We start from the raw sequence: 21,782 nt of genomic DNA, 5'->3' as shown, positions 1-21,782 counted from the left end.
GAAAAAAACCGCGATCAACTGATCGCGGCATCGGCTTTGGTACGGATCACATTGGCGGCGCTGGAAGTGCCATCACGCCAAAAAGACATATGCGCGAACTGCTCGAAGAGATCGGGCGGCAGGATGGTCCGCCGGGGCTGCAGTTCCACCTTCGGCTTGACCCGATGCAAACCGCTCACGCCGAGGGCGTCGTCGAAGTCCGGCGCGTCGTAGCTCAGGTGCTCGAAATCGTGCTCGAACCAGGGCTCGCCAATAAATTCGTAGACCAGCCGCATGACCCGCTCGGGGGCCTGAGAGAGCAAGTCGTAGTCGACCACCAGCATCGAGTCGGCATGTTCGCCGTAGTACGCCTCTTTGAGCGCCGACCAGGCGTACCCCACCAGGCGATTGCGCTGGCCAAGGGTTTCGACACGGCTGTAGACGGTGTTGCGCTCGACGTCGTCGTTGAACAGCTTGGTGTTTTCGAAGGGGTTGGCGCGGTACACACGCTCGAGGCTGTCCATGATCCACGCCACGTTACGCACGCAGGCAATCACCTTGGCCTGGGGGAACAGGTCGTGCAGCGCCGGCATGCGGGCGCACCATTGGCGATTGGTGTCGAACACCACCGGCACAGGGGCGCGGTCGGCGTAATAGGCATCGAACAACCCGCGCAGCAAGCGGCGCCGGGTATTGGCATCGATGACCGAGCCGAACTCGCTGCCGGCACTGCATTGCCCCAGCACGCCGTTGAACAGAGTGCCCACGGGGCTGCTCATGCCAGCGTGAAAGCGCGGGTTCTGCAAGAGGATCGCAGACAGCAGCGTCGAACCGGAGCGGGGCAAACCGGAGATAAAGTGATACTGCATCCCTTCACCACTTTTGTAGGACAAAAATCCATTTGTATACGAATCGTAACTGATGATTACAAAGTTCACTAGTGGTCAAATGCCACTGTTTTGATATTCCCTTCATTCCAAATGGATATTAGCGGCAGGCCTCTGGCTGCGAAGGCTCTGGGCCGAGGCATAGCACGAATAATCGCGCCCTGGCACCGCCCCCGTCCTGCTGCATTTTTTCACGCCATCCGTCCGGTAGCGGCGCAAAATCGTCCGGTGCTTCGTTGCTGCTGATCAGCCAGACACGCTGGGTATCGGCCGGTAATGCCGACAAACGGTCGAGGTAAATACGCCCGCCGTCCTGATCCACCAGCGTGCCAAAACCATAGGAGTTCGGCCGCGTCGGCGTGCCATCCGGTTTGGGCGGGGTGTAAAGCTGCAATTGGGCGTCGGTCCGGTCGTAATACACGTAGCTGAGGTACCACAGCATGTCGCTGAGGACGATGCGGTCACCTTCCTGGTAGTTGCGATTGACGAACTCCACCGGCACGTTGAACTGATCATCCACATCCACGGTGGCATTGTTCTTCACCCCCAGCAGTTCCACACCGACGCACAGCACGAACAATGCCGCGCCCAGCCATGAAAGACGTCCGGGCAGGCGGTCGATGGCCAGCGCCAGGATGATCGGCAAAGCCAGGGCATAGACGGTGAGGTAACGCTCGATAAACACCGACGAGATAAACGACACCCCGTACACCAGCAGCAACGGCAGCAAGAAAAACAGCGCCAACAGACCGGCCGACCGGTAGCGCGTCTGATCGCGCCAGGCGCAGACGCCGACCACGGCCACCAGCAGCAGCGGGAATGACCAGAACAGCACAGGCGATAAGCCAAGACCCTCGTCCTGCAACATGAACTGCCAGATCATCGACGGCACGGAGAACAGGTTGATCGGCTCTTCCCAGCCGATGTCGCCGCCGACCTTGAGCTGTTCGACATGCTGCACCAGGCCCACCAGGTTCGGCAGCCAAGGCAGGTACACCAGCACGATCGCGACGTTGGCCACCCACCAGGCCGGACGCGTGATCAAGCGCCGACCGGGGGGCTGGGACGCACTCAACAGGCCCAGCCAGGCCCAATGCACCAACACACACAACGCGGTGAAGTAATGGGTATAGAAACCGGCGGCCATCAGCAGCCCATACCCCAGCAGGTAGCGCGTGCGCTCGGGGTGGCGCACCCAATACACCAACGCCAGCGTCGCGCCCAGCAGCCACACGCCAAGCAGCGAGTACATACGCACTTCCTGGCTGTAGCGCACCGCGCTGGGAAACAGCGCCAGCAGCACACCCGCCAGCACGGCGGCACGAAGGGTGGACAACTGCCGCGCAAGGCAGATGCCCAGGCCCACCACGACCACACCGGGAATCGCACTCATGCTGCGAATCGACCAGATGCCGTCGCCGAACAGCTCGATCCAGCCGCGCAGCAAGAAGAAATACAACGGCGGATGCACATCGTGGGCGGCGTGAAACCACAGGTCGGTCGCCGCATATTGGCTGAGCAGCAGGCTCGAGCCTTCGTCGCCCCAGATCGCCGCGGCCGTCAGGCCATAAAAACGCACGGCCAGCGCCAGCGCCAGAATCGGCACCCACCATAACTGGCGCAACCAATCGCCACCGTCACGGCCCTTTGCGAGGCGATTGACAGCAGAAATCACCCCAACTTTGTCGTCTTGCTCTACCACAGACCGTCGCACCCCGATTCCCCCGCCACTGCCCATTTCCAGGGCCAAACCTGCGCATGCGCAAACAAGCGCCACTCTAGGACAAAAGCCCCGGATTCGCTCGTTGTTTCGCAACCGGCAGGCAGCGCTCAAAACCTGCGTCTACGCTCTGCGATGAAGCCGGATCGACTGGCTTTATATCCCCTTGAACAGCTCACACAAGGATGAACGATTCATGGAAGTATTCATCGGCACCATCCAACCTTTCGCCTTTAATTTCGCCCCAAGAAACTGGGCCTTCTGCGCCGGCCAGCTCCTGCCCATCAGCCAATACCAGGCGCTGTACGCGCTGATCGGCACGACATATGGCGGGGACGGCACGCAAACCTTCAAGCTGCCTGACCTGCAAGGTCGCCTGCCCATCGGCCAAGGCAATGGCCCGGGCCTGTCGCAGCGGTTGATCGGCGACGTCGACGGCGTCGAAAGTGTGATGGCCACCCAGGCCAACCTACCCACGCACACCCATAGCACGGCGGCGCTGGCAGTCAGCGCGGCGGTGCAACTGGCCGCCACCGCCAGCAACCCGCTTACAGCGCCGAGCGCCGCCAACGCGTTTATCGGCGCCTCCGGCGGCGGGCCGGGCAGTGCCTCGATCTTTTCCGACCAGCAGGGCGCCAGCCCGGTACCGCTCAAAGGCGTCAGCACGAGCTTGACCGGCACGCTGGCCTTGGCCGGCCAAGGGTTGCCCATGGACACGATGAACCCGTTCCTGGTGATCAACTTCAGCATTGCCCTGAACGGGGTCTTCCCGTCACGCGACTGACCCGCACCCGGGCCGGGGCACTTGGGCCTCGGCCTCTCTGACACGGAGCCGATGTATGTTGAACCTGGTCACCCCCGAGCACTTTCGCCCTCTGCTTGCGCGCACGAGTGTGTTGTACCTGCCGGATGGGTCGGCGCTGCCGATCCAGATCCAACAGGTGACTGATGCGCCCAAAGCCAGCGTGCCGGGCAGCCCGCGCACGGCCTTCAGCGTGTTGCTCGACAGCCTGGAGCCGACGGATTTCGTCGACGGCCTCTGCCGTTTGCCGCTGGCGCAGACCTGCCTGGAGCAGGTGTTTGTGTCCCGCGAACCCGCCATGGGCCGCGACAACGCCCGCGGTTATTTCTGCATCGTGTTCAACTGAGACGGGTACCACACCAGCCGCTGCGCGGCGGGCGTCTCTTCCTCCAACCGAAACCCCAGCGCCAGGTAATGCTGGCGCGCATGGGGGTTGCTCGCCCACACCACCGTGGCCACCGGGCAACACACCTGCTGCGCGGCCCGTTGCACGCCGTGCAGTACCGCGCGGCCAAAACCCTGGCCTCGGGCAGCGGGGATAAACGCCAAGTACAGCACACGGATTTCATTCGGGCCGAAATCGGCACTCAGGGCGCCAATGGGCGTGTCGAGTTTTTCGATCACATAATGCAAGGCCCCGGGAAAATGCTCGCCCATGCCGTTTTCCTGCACTTGAAACTGTTGCGCGATCACCGCCTCGACCAGCCCCTGCTCACCGTCGATCCACTGCAAATCGGCACGCGCCGAGCGGTAGAGGCTTTGCAGAAATGGCCCGTCGGTGGGCCGTGACGGGCGCACCACCAGGCCCTGCGCCAAAGCGCCATCCTTGTTCAACATGCCTTTGCACTCCTGTCAGAATCCGCTTTCCCGCACACCCAAGGCCGCCGCTCGACGCCAGGCCACGCCCAGCACCGACTCGCTGCGCCCTTGCAACACCACCACGCCGCGCAGCGGTTGATGGGGGGTGGCGATCGGTTGCGCACTGCGCAACCGCACGCCGTACTGCGCCTGCACTGGCGCCGGGCGCTGGTTTTCGTCGCGGCGCACGGCAATCGGCCCGTGGTGGTCGGAGGTCAGGGCTTCCTGGTCCAGATAGGCCACGCCGTTGGCATCGATATCGGTCAGCACCACCGGGATGGCGGCGCGCATCGGGTCATCGGCGATAAACCGCCCGCTCGCCCCCGGCGTCACCCGCCACAGCTCGGCTTCCGCCAGATACCCGCGCAGGCGCGCGCCCTCCTCGACCACTCGCGCCAGCGCGTCTTTAGGCGACAGCCAGCGGCCCACGCTCAACTGCGGCAGCACGTCGCGCACGGTGCCGGCATGGGGCGCACGCAACAGCAGGCGTTCGCGCTGGGCGGCAAGCCCGCGGTATTCGGCCAGGGCCTGGGACAGGCGCTGATCGTTGATCCCGGCGTCGGCCGCGGTTTCACTGCGTCCGGCCTGGCGACGCATCTGCAACTGCAGGATCTCCACTTCGCGGCGCACGATGCTTTGCCGCGCATCCAAATCCGGCGATTCCAATTCGATCAGCACCTGGCCCTGGGTCACGACTTGCCCATCCACCACCCGCAACTGTTTCACCCGCGCCGCCACCGGCGCGTGCAAGGCACTGGCGCGCCCGGCCTCGAGCATGCTCGGCAACTCCACGGCACTGCGCCACGGCACCACCAGAGCCAGCACGATCAACAGCAGGCCCAGGCCGCTGAGCAGCACCCGCGGCGCATGGGCCTGGCTGCGGCGACTCCACCATTCGCGCCACTCCTTGAAGATCGGCAGGCAGATGAACCACACCAGTTCCACCAGCATCAGGAAGATCCCCAGCAGCTTGAAGAACAGGTGATACACCGCCAGGGCAATCCCCAGGAACAGCGCCGCCCGCCACAACCAGGCCAGGTAACCCCACCACAGCAGGCGCCGTTGCATGTTCGGCGCCCAGGGTTCCGGCGCCGGTTCGCCATAGCCGAACAACCACTCGCGCAGGCGCCAGCGGCAAAGGGCGAAGGCGCGACCTTGCAGGTTGTCGACGCCCCACAAGTCGCTGATCAAAAAATAACCATCGAAACGCATGAACGGGTTGAGGTTGATCGCCAGGGTGGTCAGCCACGTCGCACTGGCCAACATGAACGCCGCCGTGCGCGCCGCGCCGTCCGGCAGCAGCGACCAGGCCAGCAAGGCCACGCAGGCCAACAACAACTCAGCCATCACCCCACCGGCGCCGATCAGCAATCGCGCGCGCCGATCATTGACCCGCCAGGCGTCACTCACATCGGTGTAGAACATCGGCAGCAACACCATGAACGCCACGCCCATGCTTTGCACGCGGCACCCGGCGCGCTTGGCCATGAAGGCATGGCCGAATTCATGGCACAGCTTGGCGAAGAACAGCGCCACGCCAAACGCCAGGGCACCGCCGAGGCTGAACAGGTGCGGGAACGTCGCCAGAAAGCGCTGCCAGTCCCGCGCCACCAGAAACACACCCAGGCCCAGGGTCAGCGGCAAGCCGTAGCGCAACAGCCCCGGCCCGAAGCGCGCCAGCCACGGCCAGGCGCGGTTGAGGAACGCGTCCGGGCGCCACAGCGGGATGCGGAAGAACAAATATTGATGCAGCAGGATTTGCCACAGGCTTTGCTTACGGGCGGCGGCCTTGTAGGCGTAACTGGCACGTTGCTGCGGGTCCAGCGCGGCGATCAGGTCATGGGCGCGCAGGAAACTCAGCAGCTCATCCACTTCACTGGCGCCCAGGGGCAGGCCCGGCTCACGGTTGGCGGCTTGCAGGACGTGTTGCGGGTCGCCCAGGGACCAGTGGCGCAGCAGCCGAATGGCGGTGGCGCCGAGCTTGAAGTAACGCCCGCGCACCGGGTCGGCCAGGGTCCAGCGCGGCGAGCCGTCCAGGGCCGCGCCGGCGCTGGACAGTTGCAGGTCTTCGCGCAGCGGGGGCAGGTTCATCAGAGGCCAACGCTCTGGCGCAAGCCGGCCAATGGCCGACGCAACAGGTACAGGGCCAGGGGCGCGCGCTCACCGAAGAGCTTCGCCGTGCCGCGCAGGCCGATGCGTGGCGGTGCCTCATCGAAGCGCGCATCGAGGCGATAGGCGAGTTGCCCGCCGGGCGTGGGCTGCGCCTCGTAGGCGGCGCGTTGCAAGGTGGCGAGGTGGCGCTGCAACGGGTCGCTGTCGAGGAACAGCGCAACCTGGGCGTCGGGCGCCAATGCGATGGCATCGCCCACCGCCAGTTCGATGCGCAACTCTGCCTGGCCGGGGTCGGCGATCTGCAGCAGACGCTCGCCGGTCTGTACCGGTTTGCCGGTCCAGCGTTCGGCGTCGGCAAACACCGCGATACCGTCACGCTCGGCGCGTACTTCGCTGCGCTTGAGCAGTTCGCGGGCATAGTCGCGCTCGGCGCGTTTTTGCTCGACCCGGGCCGCGAGCAGGTCGATACGCGAACTCGATTCGGCATCGGCAAAGGCGCGCTGGGAATTGGCCTTGAGCTCCGCTTCGGCCACGCCCAGGGCACGCGCCGCCACATCGGCCTGGGCCGTGAGGGTGGTGCTTTCGAAGCGCAGCAGCAGGTCGCCGATTTTCACCGTCTGGTTGGGCTTGACCAGGAACTCGGCGATCACCCCGTCCAGCGGCGCCGCTACCACCTGGCCGGCCAACGGCACCACTTCGGCGGGCGCCAGTACCGATTGGCGCACCGGAATCAGCAGCATCAGCAGTAACGCGACGACCACCAGCACCTGGCGTTTGCGGGTCAGGCGCAGGCGCCACGGCTGGCGCGGTTGCAGCGCACGCCAGGCGTGGCTGTAGGTGTCGCCCAACTGCGCCAGCAGCACTTGCTCGGCCGGGTTCCAGGGCGTATCCCGCGCCAGCCACACACCGCCGAACACGCGGCCTTGCGGGTCGATCAAGGGCAACCAGAACACATGGCCGGCGGACAGGCTCTGCCAGTCGGCCTGCAGTTGCGCGCTCAATTGCGCGGCCGGCACTTCCCGGGCGGTCTGGCCCAGCCCGTGTTTGTGCAATTGGGCCACGGCCTGCTCGACGAAGGCCACAAACGGCGCGTTCGGGTCGACGCTGCTCACCGCCGTCACCGCCCGCACCTTGCCGGCAATCAACAGCGCCGCATGGCGATAGCCGAACAGCGGTTGCCCATCGTTGACCAGGCTGTAGGCCAATTGCTCAGTGCTCTGGGCGGCGCGGGTCTGGCGTTCCAACTCGAGAAACTGCGCGAATACCCGCTCGGCATTGCCCGTCATCGGTGCGTTCATTGCAGTTGTGCAAAGTGCGCGGTGCCGCTCATGCCGGCCATCAACCCACTGGCATTGGGCAAGGTCGCGACCAGCAACAGGGTCTGGCTGCCTTCGTCGATGCGCGCGCCAAGGCGTTTGACGGTGGCGTTGAATGCCTGGCCGGTTTCGTCGGGGGTGAAGCTGAACGTCTGCCCGGGCTTGAGTTTGCCCATCCAGCGCGACGGCACCAGCAGGTGGATCTCCAGGCTGCGGTTGTCGACGATTTCCAGCAGCGGTGCGCCGGCCGAGACGCTTTCATAACGTTGGACTTTGCGCTGCACCACCTGGCCGTCATACGGCGCCAGCACGCTGCAGCGCTTGACCTGCACCTGATAGACCTGGGACTGGGCCTGGGTTTCGGTGAGTTTGGCTTCGGCGCGGGCCACTTCGAACCGGCCGACCGAATTCAGCGCCGCCAGTTGTTTGTTGTGGGCCAGTTCTTCGCCAGCGCCACGGCTGGCGGCCGAGGCGGCATTGAGTTGGGCCTGGTAGGCCGAGCAATCGAAACGCGCCAGGGTGTCGCCTTTCTTGAACGACTCGCCCTCGCTGAACGGCAGTTCGACAATCCGCCCCGACAATTCACTGGCAAGCATCGCCTGGTCACGGGCGCGCAATACACCACGGGCTTCGCTGTCGGCGCTGACGGCCGCTGCGGGCGCGTGGTCCAACAGCGGATCGTCCGCCATGACCATCGGCGCCAGGCTCACCAAGCAGGAAAATCCCAGTACCGATCTACATAACTGCTTCATACATTCGACCTCCCTGACGATGTGCGCAGTCTAGGGCAGCGGAGTTAAATTGCCACTACCCCCAGTCAGACAAATCAGCATTTTTTGTAGGCCTTTGCCGAAGCCTTCGCCGGATCACGTTATGATTGCCGACCTCCAAGGACTCAGGATCAAGGACACGTCATGCACATCGGTTTTCTGTCACCCCTGGCACTGGCCCTGCTCGCCGGTCTCTCCCTGCCGGCACTCGCCAGCTCCGACGACTCGTGCTACCCCGACTGGAGGGTCTCGCGGGACAGCCTGGACACCTGCAACAACCTGCCGTTCCTGAGCCCCGGCAATGACAGCCGAACCAACCTGCGCCTGTTGCTGGCCGACAAAAAAGCCGCGCCCCTGACGCCGAACGCCTTGAGCGAGGACGACCTGTCCCAAGGCTTCGGTCCGGTGCCGTTCCCGGTGTACCGCCTGGTGCCGATCGCCGCCGCGCCGGCCGAAGCGGATAACACATCGCACACCTCGCCCAGCGCCGAACTCGACACCCTGCTCCAGCCTTTGGGCATCAAGCGCGACGAATACAAATCGGCGGGGGCTGACTTCCTGAATGGCGAAGGCAGCCGCTGCCGCAGCAACGACGATGACAGCGCCACCGCGTTTATCCGCCAGGTGCTCAAGGCCGACATGCCGGCAGCCGAACGCGAGCTACTGGTGAAGGCGCGTTTGCAATTGCTCACGGCCTGTTCTTGGGAAGGCCAAGTGCTGGATGCACAGCAGATCCAATCCAGCGAAGGCCAATTGTTCCGCACTTATCTGCAGGCCGCCGCCGACTTCTATAGCGGCCGTTTCAGCGACGCCGAGCGCGGTTTCGCCGGCGCCAGCACCAGCAATGTGCCCTGGCTGAAGGAAACCGCGCTGTACATGACCGCGCGGACGTCACTGAACCAGGCGCAGGCCGACGCCTTCGACGAATACGGCATGCCGCAACTCGAGCATGTGGATAAGTCCGCCCTGAGCGACGCCGAGGAAGGCTTCCTCGGTTACCTGAAGACTTATCCACAGGGTGATTACGTCGCCTCCGCCCGTGGCCTGCTGCGCCGGGTGTATTGGTTGGCGGACGATCAAGCCAAGCTCGCCGAGGCCTATGCCTGGCAACTGACCCAGGCCACCGACGCCCAGCGCAATGTGTCCGTGGATGAGCTGGTGGCCGAAGCCGACGTCAAGCTGCTGATGGTCAACGGCAAGGCAGTCCAGAACCCGATGATCCTGCTCGTCAGCGACCTGATGCGGATGCGCGCTCACACGCCGCCGGCCCTCAGCCGCGCCGATCTCGATCAGCAAAAAGCCGTGTTTGCCGACACGCCGGCGCTGTTCGACTACCTGCAAGCGGCGTATGCCCTGTACGTCGAGCATCAACCCGACAACGCGCTGAAACACCTGCCCCAGGACGTGCCGTCGAACCCGGATTACTTCGCCTTCAGCCAACAGACCCTGCGCGGCCTGGCCCTGGAAGCCAAGCAAGACTGGAAAGCCGCCGAAACCCTGTGGCTGCAACTGCTGCCGCTGGCCAAGCAACCGTTGCAACGCGACCAGTTGGAGCTGGCACTGGCGATGAATTACGAACGCAGCGGCCAGTTGGCCAAGGTGTTCGCCGCCGATTCGCCGATCAGCGCCAAACAGGTGCGCTACATCCTGCTGCGCCACATCGCCGGGCCGGACTTGCTGCGCCAACAGATCGCCCAGGCCCACGACCCGCTGGAGCGCCAGACCGCCCAATTCGTGCTGCTCTATAAAGACCTGCTGCGCGGCCAGTTCGCCACCTTCGACGACGACCTCAAGCAACTGCCGGCGTCGGCCCCGGACGACAAGCTGGGCACCAGCCTGGGTTATGTCTACAGCGCCAGCCAGACGTTGAAACTGTTCCAGTGGAACGGCGAAAAAGCTGAATCCGGCTACGCCTGCCCGAGCATTGCGCAAACCGCCGCGACCTTGCAGAACGACGCGAAAAACCCACAAGGCCTGAACTGCTTCGGCGAGTTCATCCTGCGCAACAACCTCGACGGCATGCCCCTTGAACAGGCACGCGCCGCCGGCAGCCTGGGCAGCACGCCATCGGACTTCAAGGGTGACACCTTCTCGCGGCTCGACGGCTACCAACAGGTGATCGGCAACCCCAAGGCGCCGAAAACCGACAAAGCCTACGCGCTGTTCCGCGCCATCAACTGCTACGCGCCCGCCGGCTATAACAGCTGCGGCGGCGAAGACGTCGCACCGGCCGTGCGCAAGGCCTGGTTCCGTCAACTCAAGACGGGCTTTGCCGACACGCAGTGGGGCAAATCCCTGCAGTACTACTGGTGAAACCGCTGTGGCTCGGCTTGCTGTTGCTGGCAAGCCCGGCTTTCGGCGCGGTCGACGCCCGCGACTATGACGCCTTCTGGCTGTGGAGCGGGGTCACGCCGCAGCCGGTGCTCAAGCAGGCAAACACCCTGTACATCCTCCAGGGCCAGATCAACGCCACCCGCCGCGCCCCCCAACGCGGCGTGCAATTGATCGCCCAGGGCATAAGCGTGCCGCGCATCACCCAGGGCGACATCTGGCTGGTCTACCGCGCCCACACCCTGCGCTGGCCGGACCGCGTCTACACCCAACTGCTCGGCCAGGTACAACGCTGGCGCGACGCCGGCAACCCGGTGATCGGCATCCAGATCGACTTCGACGCCCGCACCCAGTACCTGCACGAATACGCCGACTTCCTGCGCGACCTGCGCCAGCGCCTGCCCGCCGACCTGCGCCTGAGCATCACCGGCCTGATGGACTGGAGCAGCAACGCCGACCCAACCGCCATCGCCCGGCTCAACGGCGTGGTGGATGAGGTGGTGGTGCAGACGTATCAGGGGCGCCAGAGCATCCCGGATTACGCCGCGTATCTGCCACGGATGAATCGGCTGGGGCTGCCGTTCAAGATCGGCTTGATCCAGGGCGGGGAATGGACGGCGCCGGGGTATTTGAAGGGGAGTGAGTGGTTTCGCGGGTATGTGGTGTTTTTGCGCAACCCCTGATCAATCCTGACGCCCAATTAAAATATGCAAGAAGCCATGCGTCTTTGCTCCAACGGAGGCCCGGGCTAACCTCGACCCCTTTCTAAATCTTCGCCTCGCAGGAAATGACGAGAAGATTTTCCCATTTCAGCGTCGAACGTCCGTCAACGGGTAGACCGACTCCCAGCCGCCGCCCAGCGCTTTATACAACCCCACCATCGCCAACGACACGCCGGTAGAGCTTTCCACCCACTGCTCTTGCGTGGTCAGCAGCGCGCTTTGCACGGTGAGTACGTTGACGAAATCCACCACGCCTTCGACGTACTGGTGTTGCGCGGTGGACAGGGCGATCTGGTTCTGGCGCACCGCTTCGGCGAGGCTGTCGCGGCGCAGTTGGCTGGTGTTGTAGCGGGTCAGTTGATCGTCGATTTCATGCCAGGCACGCAGCACGGTGTGTTGGTAGGCCAGCGCGGCTTCCTGCTGCTGGGCTTCGCGCAGGTTCAACATGCCTTGCAAGCGCCCGCCGTTGAACAGCGGCAGGCTGAATTGCGGGCCGAAGGCAAATGCGCGGGAGCCCCAGGAGCCGAAGTCCGACAGTTGCATGGCCTGGGAGCCGAGACTGCCGGACAGGGTGATGCGCGGGTAGAAGTCGCCCCGGGCCACGCCGATGCTGGCGGTGGCGGCGTGCAGGCGCGCTTCGGCCTGGCGGATATCGGGGCGGCGTTCGGCGAGTTGCGAAGGCAGGCCGATGGCAACCTGACGCGGGGTCTGCGGCACGGCCGCGTCCCTGGACAGTTGCGCATGCAGGGCTTGCGGCGGTTCGCCCATCAGCAGGCTGAGAGCGTTGATCAACTGGTCCTGGCGTTGCTGCAAATCCGGCAGGCGCGCTTCGATGGCCGCAACCTGGGCGGCGGCTTCAGCCACGTCCAGGTCCGTCGCTACACCGTCAGCCAGGCGAAGTTGCGACAGTGAGAGGCTGCGGCGGGCGACGGCAAGGTTTTGTTCGGTGACGGCGCGGGTGTTCTGCACGCCGCGCAGTTGGATGTAGTCCTGGGCGGTCTCGGCCAGCACCGACAGCAACACGGCGCGGCGGTCGTTTTCGGCGACGTGCAGGGTGGCGTCGGCGGCCTCGGTTTCGCGCTTGACGCGGCCCCAGAAGTCCAGCTCCCAGGAGGCGGAGAAGCCCATGTCCCATTGGTTGAACGCCGAGCGGCCATTTTCGCCGGAAGGGTCGCTCAAGCCTTTGCCGCTGTTGCGTTTGCGCTGAGAGCCACCCGTGGCATCGACATTGGGGTAACGTTCGGCGGTGATCACCTGGCGCAGGGCGCGGCTTTGTTGCAGGCGGCTGCTGGCCAGTTTCAGGTCCAGGTTATCGGTGAGGGCGCGACGGGTGAGGGCCGACAGTTGCTCGTCATGGAACACGTCCCACCAGCGCTCTTGCAGCGCATCGCTGACCGCGCGACTGGCCGCCTGACGGCCCTGGGGTTCGGCCCATTGCGCCATGGGCAGGCCTTGTGGCCGCTGAAAATCCGGGCCGACGCTGCAGGCGGTCAGGCTGATGAGGCTCAAGGTAAGCCAGGCGACCTGTCTCATTGCTGGGCCACCTCACGCTGTTGCGCGACGGACCGGGTGTCGACGCTGGCTTCCACCGACATGCCGACGCGCAGGCGTTCGGTCAGCGCTTGGTGGGGTTCGAGGACGATCTTCACCGGAATGCGCTGCACCACCTTGGTGAAGTTGCCGGTGGCATTGTCCGGTTTGACCGCGGAGAACGTCACCCCGGTCGCGGGTGCCAGGCTTTCGAGGTGACCGTCGAGCAACTCGCCGTCGAGGCTGTCGACGCGCACCTGCACGGCCTGGCCGGCATGCATATGGAGAAGCTGGGTTTCCTGGAAGTTAGCGACCACGTATGCCTCGGCCAACGGCACCACCGCAAGGATTTTGCTGCCCGGCGTGACGTAGGCGCCGACCCGCACCGCGCGTTCGCCGACCATGCCATCCAGCGGCGCGACGATGCGCGTATAGGACAACTGATAGCTGGCCATTTCCAGAGCGGCCTGGGCGCGTTTGAGTCCACCGGCGGCGGCGTCGCGCAAGGCGCTGAGGATCTCCACCTGCTTGCGCTCGGCCGCCAGCACCGCCGTGGCATTGGTCAGGCGCGCGGTGGCCTGGTCGATGCGCGTCCTGGCTTGCTGGGCGTTCTGCACAGTGCCCGCACCGACACCGGCGAGGTGGTTGTAGCGGTTCAGTTCGTGTTCGGCGAAGGCGACTTCGGCGCGCTCTGCCGCCACCGTGGCCTGGGCCTGGGTGATCACCGAGCTTTGGCGCTCAAGGGTGGCGGTGGCGTTTTTCAGTTGAGCCTGGGCCACCAACATATCCGCATCGGCAGCCTGGGCGGCGGCGCGAAAATCGCGGTCGTCGATCAGCGCCAACAACTGGCCGGCCTTGACGCGCTGGTTGTCTTCCACCAACACCTCCTTGATAAACCCGGCCACACGGGGTGCGACCAGGGTGAAGTCGGCGGCGACGAAGGCGTCATTGGTGGTCTGGCGCTGGCTGCCCAGCAGACCCGGCACAGCCTGGTACAGCAGCACGCCGACGGCGAACACAGCGATGGCGGAGACAGCCATTTTGTCTTTGCGTTTCATGGAAAGTCCTTAGGGCTCGGTGAGCAATCAAGTCGGCGCGCGGGGCGGAAAAATCCGCGTGGGCATCCAGAAAATCAGCAGGATCAACGTCGCCGCGACAACCGCCATGACGTAATAGAGATCCGAGGAAGTGAGTACCACGGCCTGCGCGTGCAGGCGCTGGGCCAGGCCCGGCGCGTCGCTGTCGGCCAGTGGCGAGTTGCCCAGGCGGTCGACCAGCACAGTCGAGTGGAAATGCAGGCGCCGGGTGGTCAACACATCGAGAACGGCGGTGGCGATCACGGCGGCCAACCCCTTGACGGTGTTGAACCAGGCCGAAGCGAACGGCCCGTCCGCCGGTTGGATGCTGCCCGTGGAGAGCATCAGCAGCGGCAACACGGCCATGGGTTGGCCGAAGATTTGCAGCAGATACAGGCCATAGAAATCGTCGCGCACCCACGCCGACGTCAGGTGCACACTGCCGATGCAAGACAGCGCCAACAGGCCCAGCCCGATCCCCAGCACCCAACGGCAATCGACCCAACGCAGGTTGCACATCGCCGCCACCAGCGGCAGCGCGATCAATTGCGGCAGCGCCATCAGCAACATCAGCGGCGCGGTTTGCAGCGGCCGGTAACCCTGAATCTGGGCAAGGAAACTCGACGGGATGATGATCACTGAGGTCAGCACTATCAACACCCCCGCGAGCACGATCAGGGCAAACGCTAAGTTACGCAGGCCAAGCATCTGCAAATTGAAAAACGGCATCGGGTGCGACCATTCATTGAACATGAACAGCACCAGCAACAATGCGCCGCCGCCCAGCAAGCCGGTGATCAGGCCCGACTCGAACCAGTCCAGGCGGTTGCCCTGCAACAGGCCGATCACCAGCATGCAGATCGCCGGAAAACCCAGCAGCAGGCCGCGCCAGTTGAACTGCTTGAAGCGCTCCAGCCGCAGCGGGTCTTGTGGCAGGCCGTAAGCCACGGCGGCCATTGCCAGCAGGCACGGCCCGACGATCTGCCAGAACGCCCATTGCCAGCCGACGTATTCGGTCCACAACGCCGCCAGCGGCGTACCCAGACTCGGCCCGAAGGTGGCCGTGAGCGCGTAGCCGGCCAGGCCATACAGTTTGACGTCGGCCGGCAGAAAACGCAGCGCCACGGTCATCAGCATCGGCGGCAACGCGCCGCCCGCCAGGCCTTGCACAGTGCGCAACAGCAGCAGGCTTTCGTAGTTCGGCGCAAACGGACACAGGATGCCGAGCACGGTGAACAGGCCGATGGCGCACAGGGTGAAACGGCGCAGAGAAAACGTCACCGAACACCAGGGCGCAAACGCCATGGCCGCTACGGAAGTGGCCGTGTAGGCCGCGACCAGCCAGGTGCCTTCGTCAAAACCGATGTACAGCGCGCCACGGATATCGGCGAGGGCGACCTTGGTGACCATTTCGTTGAGACCGGACACCAACACCGCGAGCAAAACGCCGACCAGGCCAACGATGATACGCGGGCCGAACACGGGCGGGCTCGGGGCAGTGGGTTTGGCCGCGGCCAGGGGGGCCGGGGCAGCGAGGGACGTCATGAACAAGTAACTCGGGATGAGAAATACCCGAGCAGTTTAATTGGGCACATTCATGACAAAAAGTTACTTATTGGAAGGTTATAAGTGCGCCGGACGCAATCCTGGGCTCACCCCTTCCACCCTTGATCATGCACGCTTAAAGCCTGGGCAGGCTGGGCTTCCAACCAGGTGGCGTGGCAACTCTCGCGCAGGGTTTCGCGCAGCCATTTGTGGGCCGGGTCCTTGTCGAAACGCGGGTGCCAGAATTGGGCCAGGACCAGGGTCGGCAGGGAAATCGGCAACGGGAACACACGCAACGGCAACTTCAAGCGATTGACGCTGTAGAGCGCTTCCTTGGGCACCGGCAGTAACAGGTCGGAGTCGGGCAACATGAACATCGCGCCGTGAAAACCCGGGGCGATCATTGCCACGTGGCGCTCCAGGCCCAGGGCGTTGAGCGCAGTGTCGATCGGCCCGCGGGCGATGCCGCGTCGCGAGATGCTGATGTGGGAATAGCTGGCGAACCGTGCGGCGGTGATCTCCTCATCGAACAAGGGATGATCTTCCCGAGCGAGCCCGACGAAGGTGGTGGAGAACAGGTTCTGCACCTTGACTTCGGGACTGGCGGGCAGGGTATTGCTCACCCGCAAGTCCAGGCGCCCTTCGCGCAGCGCTTCGTCGTCGGTATCGCCTTCGGGCACGAAGCACAGCTCGCATAACGGTGCCGAACGCTCCAGGGTGTCGAACAGACGACCGCCATACACACCGATGAAAAAGTCGTTGGCCCGCACGCTGAAGCGCCGGCGCAGGGTGCTCAGGTCAACCTGATCCGCCGAACGGAACAGCAGCGCCGCCTGTTCCACTACGCTGCGCACCTGGCCCTGCAACGCCAGCGCCTTGGGCGTCGGCACCAGGCCACGCCCGGCGCGTACCAGGATCGGGTCACCCACCGCCTCGCGAATACGCGTGAGGGTGCGGCTCATCGCCGCCGGGCTGAGGTTCATCCGCCGCGCAGCACCGACCACGCTGCCCTCGTCGAGCAATGCGTCGAGAGCGACCAGCAGGTTCATGTCCGGTAGTTGCATGCCAAGCACTCGTGATCGATAGGGAGTGAACTGGGCGCAATCGTAACAGGGATGTCGCGTGGGGCTACAGCATCAACGCTGCATGCCCCAACGCTTCACGGTGAGCCGCTCGAACGTGTCGAACACCAGGTTCTCCACCAACAAGCCGATCAGGATCACCACCGCCAGCCCGGCAAAAACCTTATCGGTGTACAGCTCATTGCGGTTCTGGAAGATGTACCAGCCCAGGCCGCCTTTGCCGCTGGTGGCGCCGAACACCAGCTCGGCGGCAATCAGCGTGCGCCAGGCGAATGCCCAGCCGATTTTCAGGCCGGCGAGGATCGACGGCAGTGCCGCCGGGATCAGGATGAACAGCACGAAGCGCATGCCCTTCAACCCGTAGTTGCGACCGGCCATGCGCAGGGTTTCGGACACGCCGAGAAACCCCGAATAGGTGTTGAGCGCCAACGCCCACAACACCGAATGCACCAGCACGAAAATCAGGCTGTTCTGGCCCAGGCCAAACCACAAGAGCGCCAGCGGCAACAGCGCAATCGCCGGCAGCGGGTTGAACATCGAGGTCAGGGTGCTGAGCAGGTCGCGGCCCAGTTGGGTCGAGACCGCCAGTGTGGTCAGGGCAAATGCCAGCACAATGCCGATCAGGTAACCCTTGATCAGCACCACCAACGAAATGCTGACTTTGCTCAGCAGCTCGCCACTCAGAAGCCCGTCGTAGAGCGCGTGAAACGTCTGCAAGAAACTCGGCAGCAATAGGTCATTGTTCTGGTAGCGCGCAACCGCTTCCCAGAGGATCGCGAGCACGATCAGGATCAACCCTTTGCGCAACCAGCCTTGTTGCCACACGCGTTGGCGCAGGGGCAGCTCGCGCTCCACGGGGACGCTGAGCAGCGGTTCGAGGGTGACTTCATATTCCTGGCGCATGGGAGGGGCCCTTCAGTAAGCGATGCGGATATCGACGAAGCCCAACTCACGTTCGGCTTCGGGCGCTTCATCGAACAGCAGGCGATGAATCCTTCGCGCCGAGGCCTGGAATTGCGCACCGCCAAGGCTGTGCAGATCGTATTGATGGCTGTGGATTTCCGCGCGCACACGCCCGGGATGGGGCGACAGCAACAGGATGCGATTGCCCACCACCAGCGCCTCTTCGATGGAGTGGGTGACGAACAGCAAGGTGAAACGCACCTCTTCCCAGAGCCGCAGCAACTCTTCCTGCATCTTGCGGCGGGTCAGCGCATCGAGGGCGGCGAAGGGTTCGTCCATCAACAGGATTTTCGGCTGCATCGCCAGGGCGCGGGCGATGGCCACGCGGGCTTTCATGCCGCCGGAGAGGGTGTGCGGATAGGCGTCGGCAAAGGCGCCGAGGCCGACTTTGTCGAGGTAGTGCAACGCGCGTTCTTCGGCGTCCCGACGCTTGAGGGTGTTCGACGCCAGCAGCGGGAACATGACGTTTTGTTTGACGGTTTTCCACGGCGGCAACTGGTCGAATTCCTGGAACACCACGATGCGGTCTGGACCGGGCTGTTCGACCTTCTGCCCCAGCAGGCGGATCTCCCCTTCGCAAGGCTGGATAAACCCGGCGATGGACTTGAGCAAGGTGGATTTGCCGCAACCCGACGGGCCGAGCAACACGTAGCGGTCGGCCGGGTCGATGTCGAAACTGACTTGGTGCGTGGCCCGCACCACGCGCTCGGGGGTGCGGTATTCGAGGCTGACGTTATCCACCGCCAGCAGCGCAGTGGCGGTGGGCAGGTTGCTGGCCGTGTGGCCTTGCAGGGGCGCGTTCATCTCAGCTTCCTTGCAGCGGCTTGGCGTCCTGGAAGAAGTAGTCCTTCCACGATTCCGGCTTGTTCTTGATTGCGCCGACGCGGTAGAGGAACTCCGCCAGCGGGTAAGTGTTTTTCGGCGTGACACTGAATTCGAATTGCGGGTTGTCGATGATTTTCAGCAGCTCGGCACGGTCGATCTTGGCCTTGGTCACGCGGATGTAAGTGTCGGCGGCGGCGCCTTTGTCGTGCTGGGCGAATTGCGCGGCTTCGGTCAGCGCATCGACGAATGCCTTGTAGGTTTTCGGGTTGTCGTTACGGAATTTTTCAGTGGCGAACAACACCGTCGGCGAGTTCGGGCCCAGCAGGTCATAAGTGTTGAGCACCACATGCACATTGGGGTTCGCCAGAGCCTGGTCCTGGAACGGCGGGTTGGAAAAGTGCCCGGTCAGCTCGGTACCGCCGGCGATCAGCGCCGCCGTGGCGTCGGGGTGCGGGACGGCGACGGTGTACTGATCGAGGCGATTGAATTGCTTGTCGCCCCACTGCTTGGCAGCTGCGTATTGCAGGAAGCGCGACTGCACCGACACCCCCACCGCCGGTACCGCGATGCGGTCGTTATCGGTGAAATCGGCGATGGTCTTGACCTTGGGATTGTTGCTCACCAAGTAGTAGGGAAAGTTACCGAGGGAGGCGACGGCCTTGACGTTCTGCTTGCCGCGGGTACGGTCCCAGATGGTCAGCAGCGGCCCGACGCCGGCACCGGCAATGTCGATGGAACCGGAGAGCAACGCATCATTCACGGCCGCGCCGCCGGAGAGTTGGGTCCAGTCGACCTGGATATCGAGGCCTTCCTGCTTACCGTATTTTTCGATGAGGTGCTGGTCGCGCACCACGTTGAGCAACAGGTAGACGATGCCGAACTGCTCGGCGATGCGAATCTCACCTTCAGCCTGCGCCACCGTCGGGGCGACGAGGCTGCCGGCCAGCAGGCTGATACCCAGGCCGAACGTGGCGGCCAGCCGCGCAAATGGAATGTTTCTGGACATGGTCATGCTCCGAATCAGAAAGGCGCGTCGCCCTGGATGGTGGTGCGGTACAGCTTGCGGCGCAGATGGCTCGGGCAACCGGTAGCCAGGTGGATCAGCGAGCGGTTGTCCCAGAACACCAAGTCGTGGGGCTGCCAGTGGTGGCGGTAGATATTGTCCGGCAGCACGCTGTGGGCGTAGAGCTGGGCCAGCAGGTCGCGGCTTTCGTCTTCCGGCAGGCCGACGATGCGGGTGGTGAAACCTTCACTGACGAACAGCGCCTTGCGGCCGTTTTCCGGGTGGGTACGCACAATCGGGTGGACCACTTCGGCGACCTGGGCGAGCTGCTCGGGGCTCAGTGTCGGGCGCCAGTTGCCTTCGAATTTGGTTTCGCTGTAACGCGCGGTGTAGGAATGCGCAGCGCTGCGGCCGTGTACGGCGTTGCGCAGGTGCTCGGGCAAGTGGTCCCAGGCCTTGTGCATGTCGGCAAACAGGGTGTCGCCGCCTTCGGCTGGCAGTTCCCGGGCATGCAGCATCGAGCCCAGGCTGGGCAGTTCTTTATAGGAAAGGTCCGAATGCCAGAACTTGCCCGCATCGCCCAGGCCGATGGCTTGGCCGTTTTCGATGATGTTGGAGACGATCAGGATTTCCGGGTGGTTGGCCAGCAGGAACTGCTTGAGCACATGGATCTGCAGCACGCCAAAGCGGCGACTGAAGGCGATCTGCTGGTCGGGGGTGATGCGCTGGTCGCGAAAGACCACCACATGGTGATCCAGGTGCGCGCGGTGAATGCGGGCGAAATCCTCGTCATTGACCGGGCGGGACAAATCCAGGCCAATGATCTCGGCCCCCACGCTGCCGGGGAGTGGACGAATCTCAAAGGTTTGGGCGTTAGGGATCGCTGCTGGAACAGTAGAGGTGGCTGACATGAATTCACTCCCGATCGGACAGGAGAGTGACTTTATAGATATAAGAACTGTATTTTAAATACCGTTAGAGAATATGCATAGACAGGAATGCACCGACGAAACCCTGCGTTGGGCGGCGGGAATGGCACAAACGATGGCGGTGAAGTGTTCAATGCAGGGCAATCCGACACCACCGTGTAAGACACCGCAAAAGCTCGATGTGGGCACCCAGAGTGGCGTGTTTAGCCGCTTACAAGCCGAAAACCTTGCTCGTTTGACAAGCCTGTAGGCAATCTCTAGTGTGCATTGGATCCAATAAGCCATTGCCATTCTATGAGGAGGCTAGCGTAGCCGTGACGCAAAAGCCGAGCCCTTTGAGCAGTATCAAGGTCAGCGGGCCTATTCCCGCCCATCTTGCTCGTTCCGTAATCGAAGAAACCTTGCGCAACGCCATCCTCGATGGCCGATTGCCTTGTGGTACCGCCATGCGCCAGCAGGAGCTGGCCAGCCTGTTCGGCGTCAGTCGCATGCCCGTGCGTGAAGCCCTTCGGCAGCTGGAAGCCCAGTCGTTGCTGCACGTCGTGACGCACAAGGGGGCGGTGGTTGCACCGCTGATCGAAGACAATTCGGCCGAGACCTACGCCCTGCGCATGCTGCTGGAGTCCGAAGCGCTGCGCTTGTCGATTCCGTTGCTCAGCGCAGACGACATTGCCCAGGCCGATGCCTTCATCACGGCGCTGGAACAAGAGAAAGACTATACCGAGATCGGCCGGCTCAACCGCCTGTTCCACATGGCGCTGTATGGCAAGGCCCCCAACCGGCGGCTACTCACGTTGGTCGAACACGGTTTGAATGAAGAGGAGCGCTTCCTGCGTTTCAACCTTGAGGCGATGGGGCTCGGCGAGACGTCCCAGGAAGATCACCGCGAACTGCTGAGCCTGGTGGCGCAGAAGAAGGTCGACGAAAGTATCCTGACGTTGCGCAATCACTTGATGCGAGGCATGGAGGTCATCAGCACTTACCTCAAGGGCCTTGAGGCGACCGGCAACTGAACTTTTCCAGCCTGCTTCACCGATCAAGCATTGCGGGGCGACCTTCGCTGTTGGCAGAACCTGCATCAAGACGCCCCGGTTAAAACTATTCGACTGCGTAATGCCTGCTAATGTTCGAGAAACTTCCCACGTTTAATAATATAACTTACCCACAATCGGAATCTTTTCGAAAAAACATCTAATACATTTATAAGCTCGCCCAAACGTTTAATCGGCTTATTATCTTTCTTCAATAAACCAAGCACCTCAACAGCTTGCACGAACCCTTGTTTGGGCAGCGCTGCGCGCGCTGCTTGGCTAAACGTTATCTGTCCGCTTT

At 63.5% G+C, this 21,782-nt stretch carries 19 protein-coding genes; 5 read left to right on the top strand and 14 right to left on the bottom strand.

Going from position 1 to position 21,782, the window contains the following annotated elements:
• Positions 1 to 14: 14 nt before the first annotated feature.
• Together LQ249_RS01700 and LQ249_RS01695 are read right to left on the bottom strand one after the other, a co-directional pair.
• The gene (locus LQ249_RS01700) at positions 15 to 848 is read right to left on the bottom strand and encodes a sulfotransferase family protein (protein WP_017845533.1); all 834 of its coding nucleotides are present in this window, start codon (positions 846 to 848) and stop codon (positions 15 to 17) included.
• Positions 849 to 966: 118 nt separating this feature from the next.
• Positions 967 to 2,580, bottom strand: a complete 1,614-nt coding sequence (locus LQ249_RS01695; protein ID WP_057006041.1) for a glycosyltransferase family 39 protein — start codon at positions 2,578 to 2,580, stop codon at positions 967 to 969.
• A 202-nt stretch (positions 2,581 to 2,782) separates the two neighbouring features.
• On the opposite strand from LQ249_RS01695, the gene LQ249_RS01690 reads away from it, so the two are divergent.
• Both LQ249_RS01690 and LQ249_RS01685 read left to right on the top strand, forming a co-directional pair.
• A complete protein-coding gene (locus tag LQ249_RS01690) occupies positions 2,783 to 3,370 on the top strand; it encodes a phage tail protein (protein WP_046385118.1) in 588 nt (195 codons plus the stop codon).
• 55 nt (positions 3,371 to 3,425) lie between these two features.
• Complete coding sequence (locus LQ249_RS01685; protein ID WP_046385119.1) at positions 3,426 to 3,734, top strand: hypothetical protein; 309 nt, start codon at positions 3,426 to 3,428, stop codon at positions 3,732 to 3,734.
• On the opposite strand, the gene LQ249_RS01680 is transcribed toward LQ249_RS01685, so the two are convergent.
• From LQ249_RS01680 to LQ249_RS01665, 4 genes are read right to left on the bottom strand one after another with little or no spacing between them, the layout of a single operon-like run.
• Positions 3,710 to 4,225 carry a GNAT family N-acetyltransferase gene (locus LQ249_RS01680; protein WP_046385120.1) on the bottom strand — a complete coding sequence of 172 codons (516 nt, stop codon included), beginning with the start codon at positions 4,223 to 4,225 and terminating at the stop codon, positions 3,710 to 3,712. The two genes, LQ249_RS01685 and LQ249_RS01680, sit on opposite strands and share 25 nt — an antisense overlap.
• Positions 4,226 to 4,240: 15 nt before the next feature.
• On the bottom strand, positions 4,241 to 6,337 hold the full coding sequence (locus LQ249_RS01675) for a biotin/lipoyl-binding protein (protein WP_046385121.1): 2,097 nt from the start codon (positions 6,335 to 6,337) through the stop codon (positions 4,241 to 4,243).
• The gene (locus LQ249_RS01670; protein WP_232566135.1) at positions 6,337 to 7,656 is read right to left on the bottom strand and encodes an efflux RND transporter periplasmic adaptor subunit; all 1,320 of its coding nucleotides are present in this window, start codon (positions 7,654 to 7,656) and stop codon (positions 6,337 to 6,339) included. Before LQ249_RS01670 ends, LQ249_RS01675 begins: the two co-directional genes overlap by 1 nt.
• Positions 7,653 to 8,369, bottom strand: a complete 717-nt coding sequence (locus tag LQ249_RS01665; RefSeq protein WP_231590069.1) for an efflux RND transporter periplasmic adaptor subunit — start codon at positions 8,367 to 8,369, stop codon at positions 7,653 to 7,655. The genes LQ249_RS01670 and LQ249_RS01665 overlap by 4 nt, the downstream gene beginning before the upstream one ends.
• Positions 8,370 to 8,588: 219 nt before the next feature.
• Here LQ249_RS01665 and LQ249_RS01660 point away from each other — a divergent pair, with 219 nt between their 5' ends.
• Both LQ249_RS01660 and LQ249_RS01655 read left to right on the top strand, forming a co-directional pair.
• Positions 8,589 to 10,757 carry an outer membrane assembly lipoprotein YfiO gene (locus LQ249_RS01660; protein ID WP_128192273.1) on the top strand — a complete coding sequence of 723 codons (2,169 nt, stop codon included), beginning with the start codon at positions 8,589 to 8,591 and terminating at the stop codon, positions 10,755 to 10,757.
• Positions 10,754 to 11,458 (top strand): DUF3142 domain-containing protein, encoded by a 705-nt coding sequence (locus LQ249_RS01655; protein ID WP_046385125.1) that lies wholly within the window; start codon positions 10,754 to 10,756, stop codon positions 11,456 to 11,458. Before LQ249_RS01660 ends, LQ249_RS01655 begins: the two co-directional genes overlap by 4 nt.
• A 126-nt stretch (positions 11,459 to 11,584) precedes the next feature.
• On the opposite strand, the gene LQ249_RS01650 is transcribed toward LQ249_RS01655, so the two are convergent.
• The 8 genes from LQ249_RS01650 to LQ249_RS01615 all read right to left on the bottom strand — a co-directional run bounded on the left by LQ249_RS01650 (position 11,585) and on the right by LQ249_RS01615 (position 20,432).
• On the bottom strand, positions 11,585 to 13,030 hold the full coding sequence (locus tag LQ249_RS01650) for an efflux transporter outer membrane subunit (RefSeq protein ID WP_046385126.1): 1,446 nt from the start codon (positions 13,028 to 13,030) through the stop codon (positions 11,585 to 11,587).
• Complete coding sequence (locus LQ249_RS01645) at positions 13,027 to 14,085, bottom strand: HlyD family secretion protein (RefSeq protein WP_046385127.1); 1,059 nt, start codon at positions 14,083 to 14,085, stop codon at positions 13,027 to 13,029. Before LQ249_RS01645 ends, LQ249_RS01650 begins: the two co-directional genes overlap by 4 nt.
• A gap of 27 nt (positions 14,086 to 14,112) precedes the next feature.
• The gene (locus LQ249_RS01640; RefSeq protein ID WP_057006032.1) at positions 14,113 to 15,648 is read right to left on the bottom strand and encodes an MFS transporter; all 1,536 of its coding nucleotides are present in this window, start codon (positions 15,646 to 15,648) and stop codon (positions 14,113 to 14,115) included.
• Between the two features lie 107 nt (positions 15,649 to 15,755).
• Positions 15,756 to 16,712, bottom strand: coding sequence for a LysR family transcriptional regulator (locus tag LQ249_RS01635; protein WP_057006033.1), 957 nt, complete (start codon positions 16,710 to 16,712; stop codon positions 15,756 to 15,758).
• Between the two features lie 72 nt (positions 16,713 to 16,784).
• On the bottom strand, positions 16,785 to 17,633 hold the full coding sequence (locus LQ249_RS01630; protein WP_057006034.1) for an ABC transporter permease: 849 nt from the start codon (positions 17,631 to 17,633) through the stop codon (positions 16,785 to 16,787).
• A gap of 12 nt (positions 17,634 to 17,645) precedes the next feature.
• Positions 17,646 to 18,497 (bottom strand): ABC transporter ATP-binding protein, encoded by an 852-nt coding sequence (locus tag LQ249_RS01625; RefSeq protein WP_232566134.1) that lies wholly within the window; start codon positions 18,495 to 18,497, stop codon positions 17,646 to 17,648.
• A gap of 1 nt (position 18,498) precedes the next feature.
• Positions 18,499 to 19,524: an ABC transporter substrate-binding protein gene (locus LQ249_RS01620; RefSeq protein WP_017845545.1), complete on the bottom strand. Its 1,026-nt coding sequence runs from the start codon at positions 19,522 to 19,524 to the stop codon at positions 18,499 to 18,501.
• Positions 19,525 to 19,538: 14 nt separating this feature from the next.
• Positions 19,539 to 20,432 (bottom strand): TauD/TfdA dioxygenase family protein, encoded by an 894-nt coding sequence (locus LQ249_RS01615; protein WP_102618795.1) that lies wholly within the window; start codon positions 20,430 to 20,432, stop codon positions 19,539 to 19,541.
• Positions 20,433 to 20,764: 332 nt separating this feature from the next.
• On the opposite strand from LQ249_RS01615, the gene LQ249_RS01610 reads away from it, so the two are divergent.
• Positions 20,765 to 21,463, top strand: coding sequence for a GntR family transcriptional regulator (locus tag LQ249_RS01610; protein WP_026139846.1), 699 nt, complete (start codon positions 20,765 to 20,767; stop codon positions 21,461 to 21,463).
• The last annotated feature ends 319 nt before the right edge of the window (positions 21,464 to 21,782 follow it).

This window comes from Pseudomonas sp. 7-41 (assembly GCF_021233075.1).
In the GTDB taxonomy this organism is placed as follows: domain Bacteria; phylum Pseudomonadota; class Gammaproteobacteria; order Pseudomonadales; family Pseudomonadaceae; genus Aquipseudomonas; species Aquipseudomonas veronii.
This window is presented reverse-complemented; position numbering and strand designations above follow the sequence as displayed.

What these genes read in the sequence shown, in the direction of transcription:
- LQ249_RS01620 (WP_017845545.1), bottom strand. Translation starts at nt 19,524, where the DNA reads ATGTCCAGAAACATTCCATTTGCGCGGCTGGCCGCCACGTTCGGCCTG.
- LQ249_RS01690 (WP_046385118.1), top strand. Translation starts at nt 2,783, where the DNA reads ATGGAAGTATTCATCGGCACCATCCAACCTTTCGCCTTTAATTTCGCC.
- LQ249_RS01660 (WP_128192273.1), top strand. Translation starts at nt 8,589, where the DNA reads ATGCACATCGGTTTTCTGTCACCCCTGGCACTGGCCCTGCTCGCCGGT.
- LQ249_RS01615 (WP_102618795.1), bottom strand. Translation starts at nt 20,432, where the DNA reads ATGTCAGCCACCTCTACTGTTCCAGCAGCGATCCCTAACGCCCAAACC.
- LQ249_RS01625 (WP_232566134.1), bottom strand. Translation starts at nt 18,497, where the DNA reads ATGAACGCGCCCCTGCAAGGCCACACGGCCAGCAACCTGCCCACCGCC.
- LQ249_RS01630 (WP_057006034.1), bottom strand. Translation starts at nt 17,633, where the DNA reads ATGCGCCAGGAATATGAAGTCACCCTCGAACCGCTGCTCAGCGTCCCC.
- LQ249_RS01675 (WP_046385121.1), bottom strand. Translation starts at nt 6,337, where the DNA reads ATGAACCTGCCCCCGCTGCGCGAAGACCTGCAACTGTCCAGCGCCGGC.
- LQ249_RS01650 (WP_046385126.1), bottom strand. Translation starts at nt 13,030, where the DNA reads ATGAGACAGGTCGCCTGGCTTACCTTGAGCCTCATCAGCCTGACCGCC.
- LQ249_RS01685 (WP_046385119.1), top strand. Translation starts at nt 3,426, where the DNA reads ATGTTGAACCTGGTCACCCCCGAGCACTTTCGCCCTCTGCTTGCGCGC.
- LQ249_RS01700 (WP_017845533.1), bottom strand. Translation starts at nt 848, where the DNA reads ATGCAGTATCACTTTATCTCCGGTTTGCCCCGCTCCGGTTCGACGCTG.
- LQ249_RS01670 (WP_232566135.1), bottom strand. Translation starts at nt 7,656, where the DNA reads ATGAACGCACCGATGACGGGCAATGCCGAGCGGGTATTCGCGCAGTTT.
- LQ249_RS01635 (WP_057006033.1), bottom strand. Translation starts at nt 16,712, where the DNA reads ATGCAACTACCGGACATGAACCTGCTGGTCGCTCTCGACGCATTGCTC.
- LQ249_RS01640 (WP_057006032.1), bottom strand. Translation starts at nt 15,648, where the DNA reads ATGACGTCCCTCGCTGCCCCGGCCCCCCTGGCCGCGGCCAAACCCACT.
- LQ249_RS01645 (WP_046385127.1), bottom strand. Translation starts at nt 14,085, where the DNA reads ATGAAACGCAAAGACAAAATGGCTGTCTCCGCCATCGCTGTGTTCGCC.
- LQ249_RS01680 (WP_046385120.1), bottom strand. Translation starts at nt 4,225, where the DNA reads ATGTTGAACAAGGATGGCGCTTTGGCGCAGGGCCTGGTGGTGCGCCCG.
- LQ249_RS01665 (WP_231590069.1), bottom strand. Translation starts at nt 8,369, where the DNA reads ATGGTCATGGCGGACGATCCGCTGTTGGACCACGCGCCCGCAGCGGCC.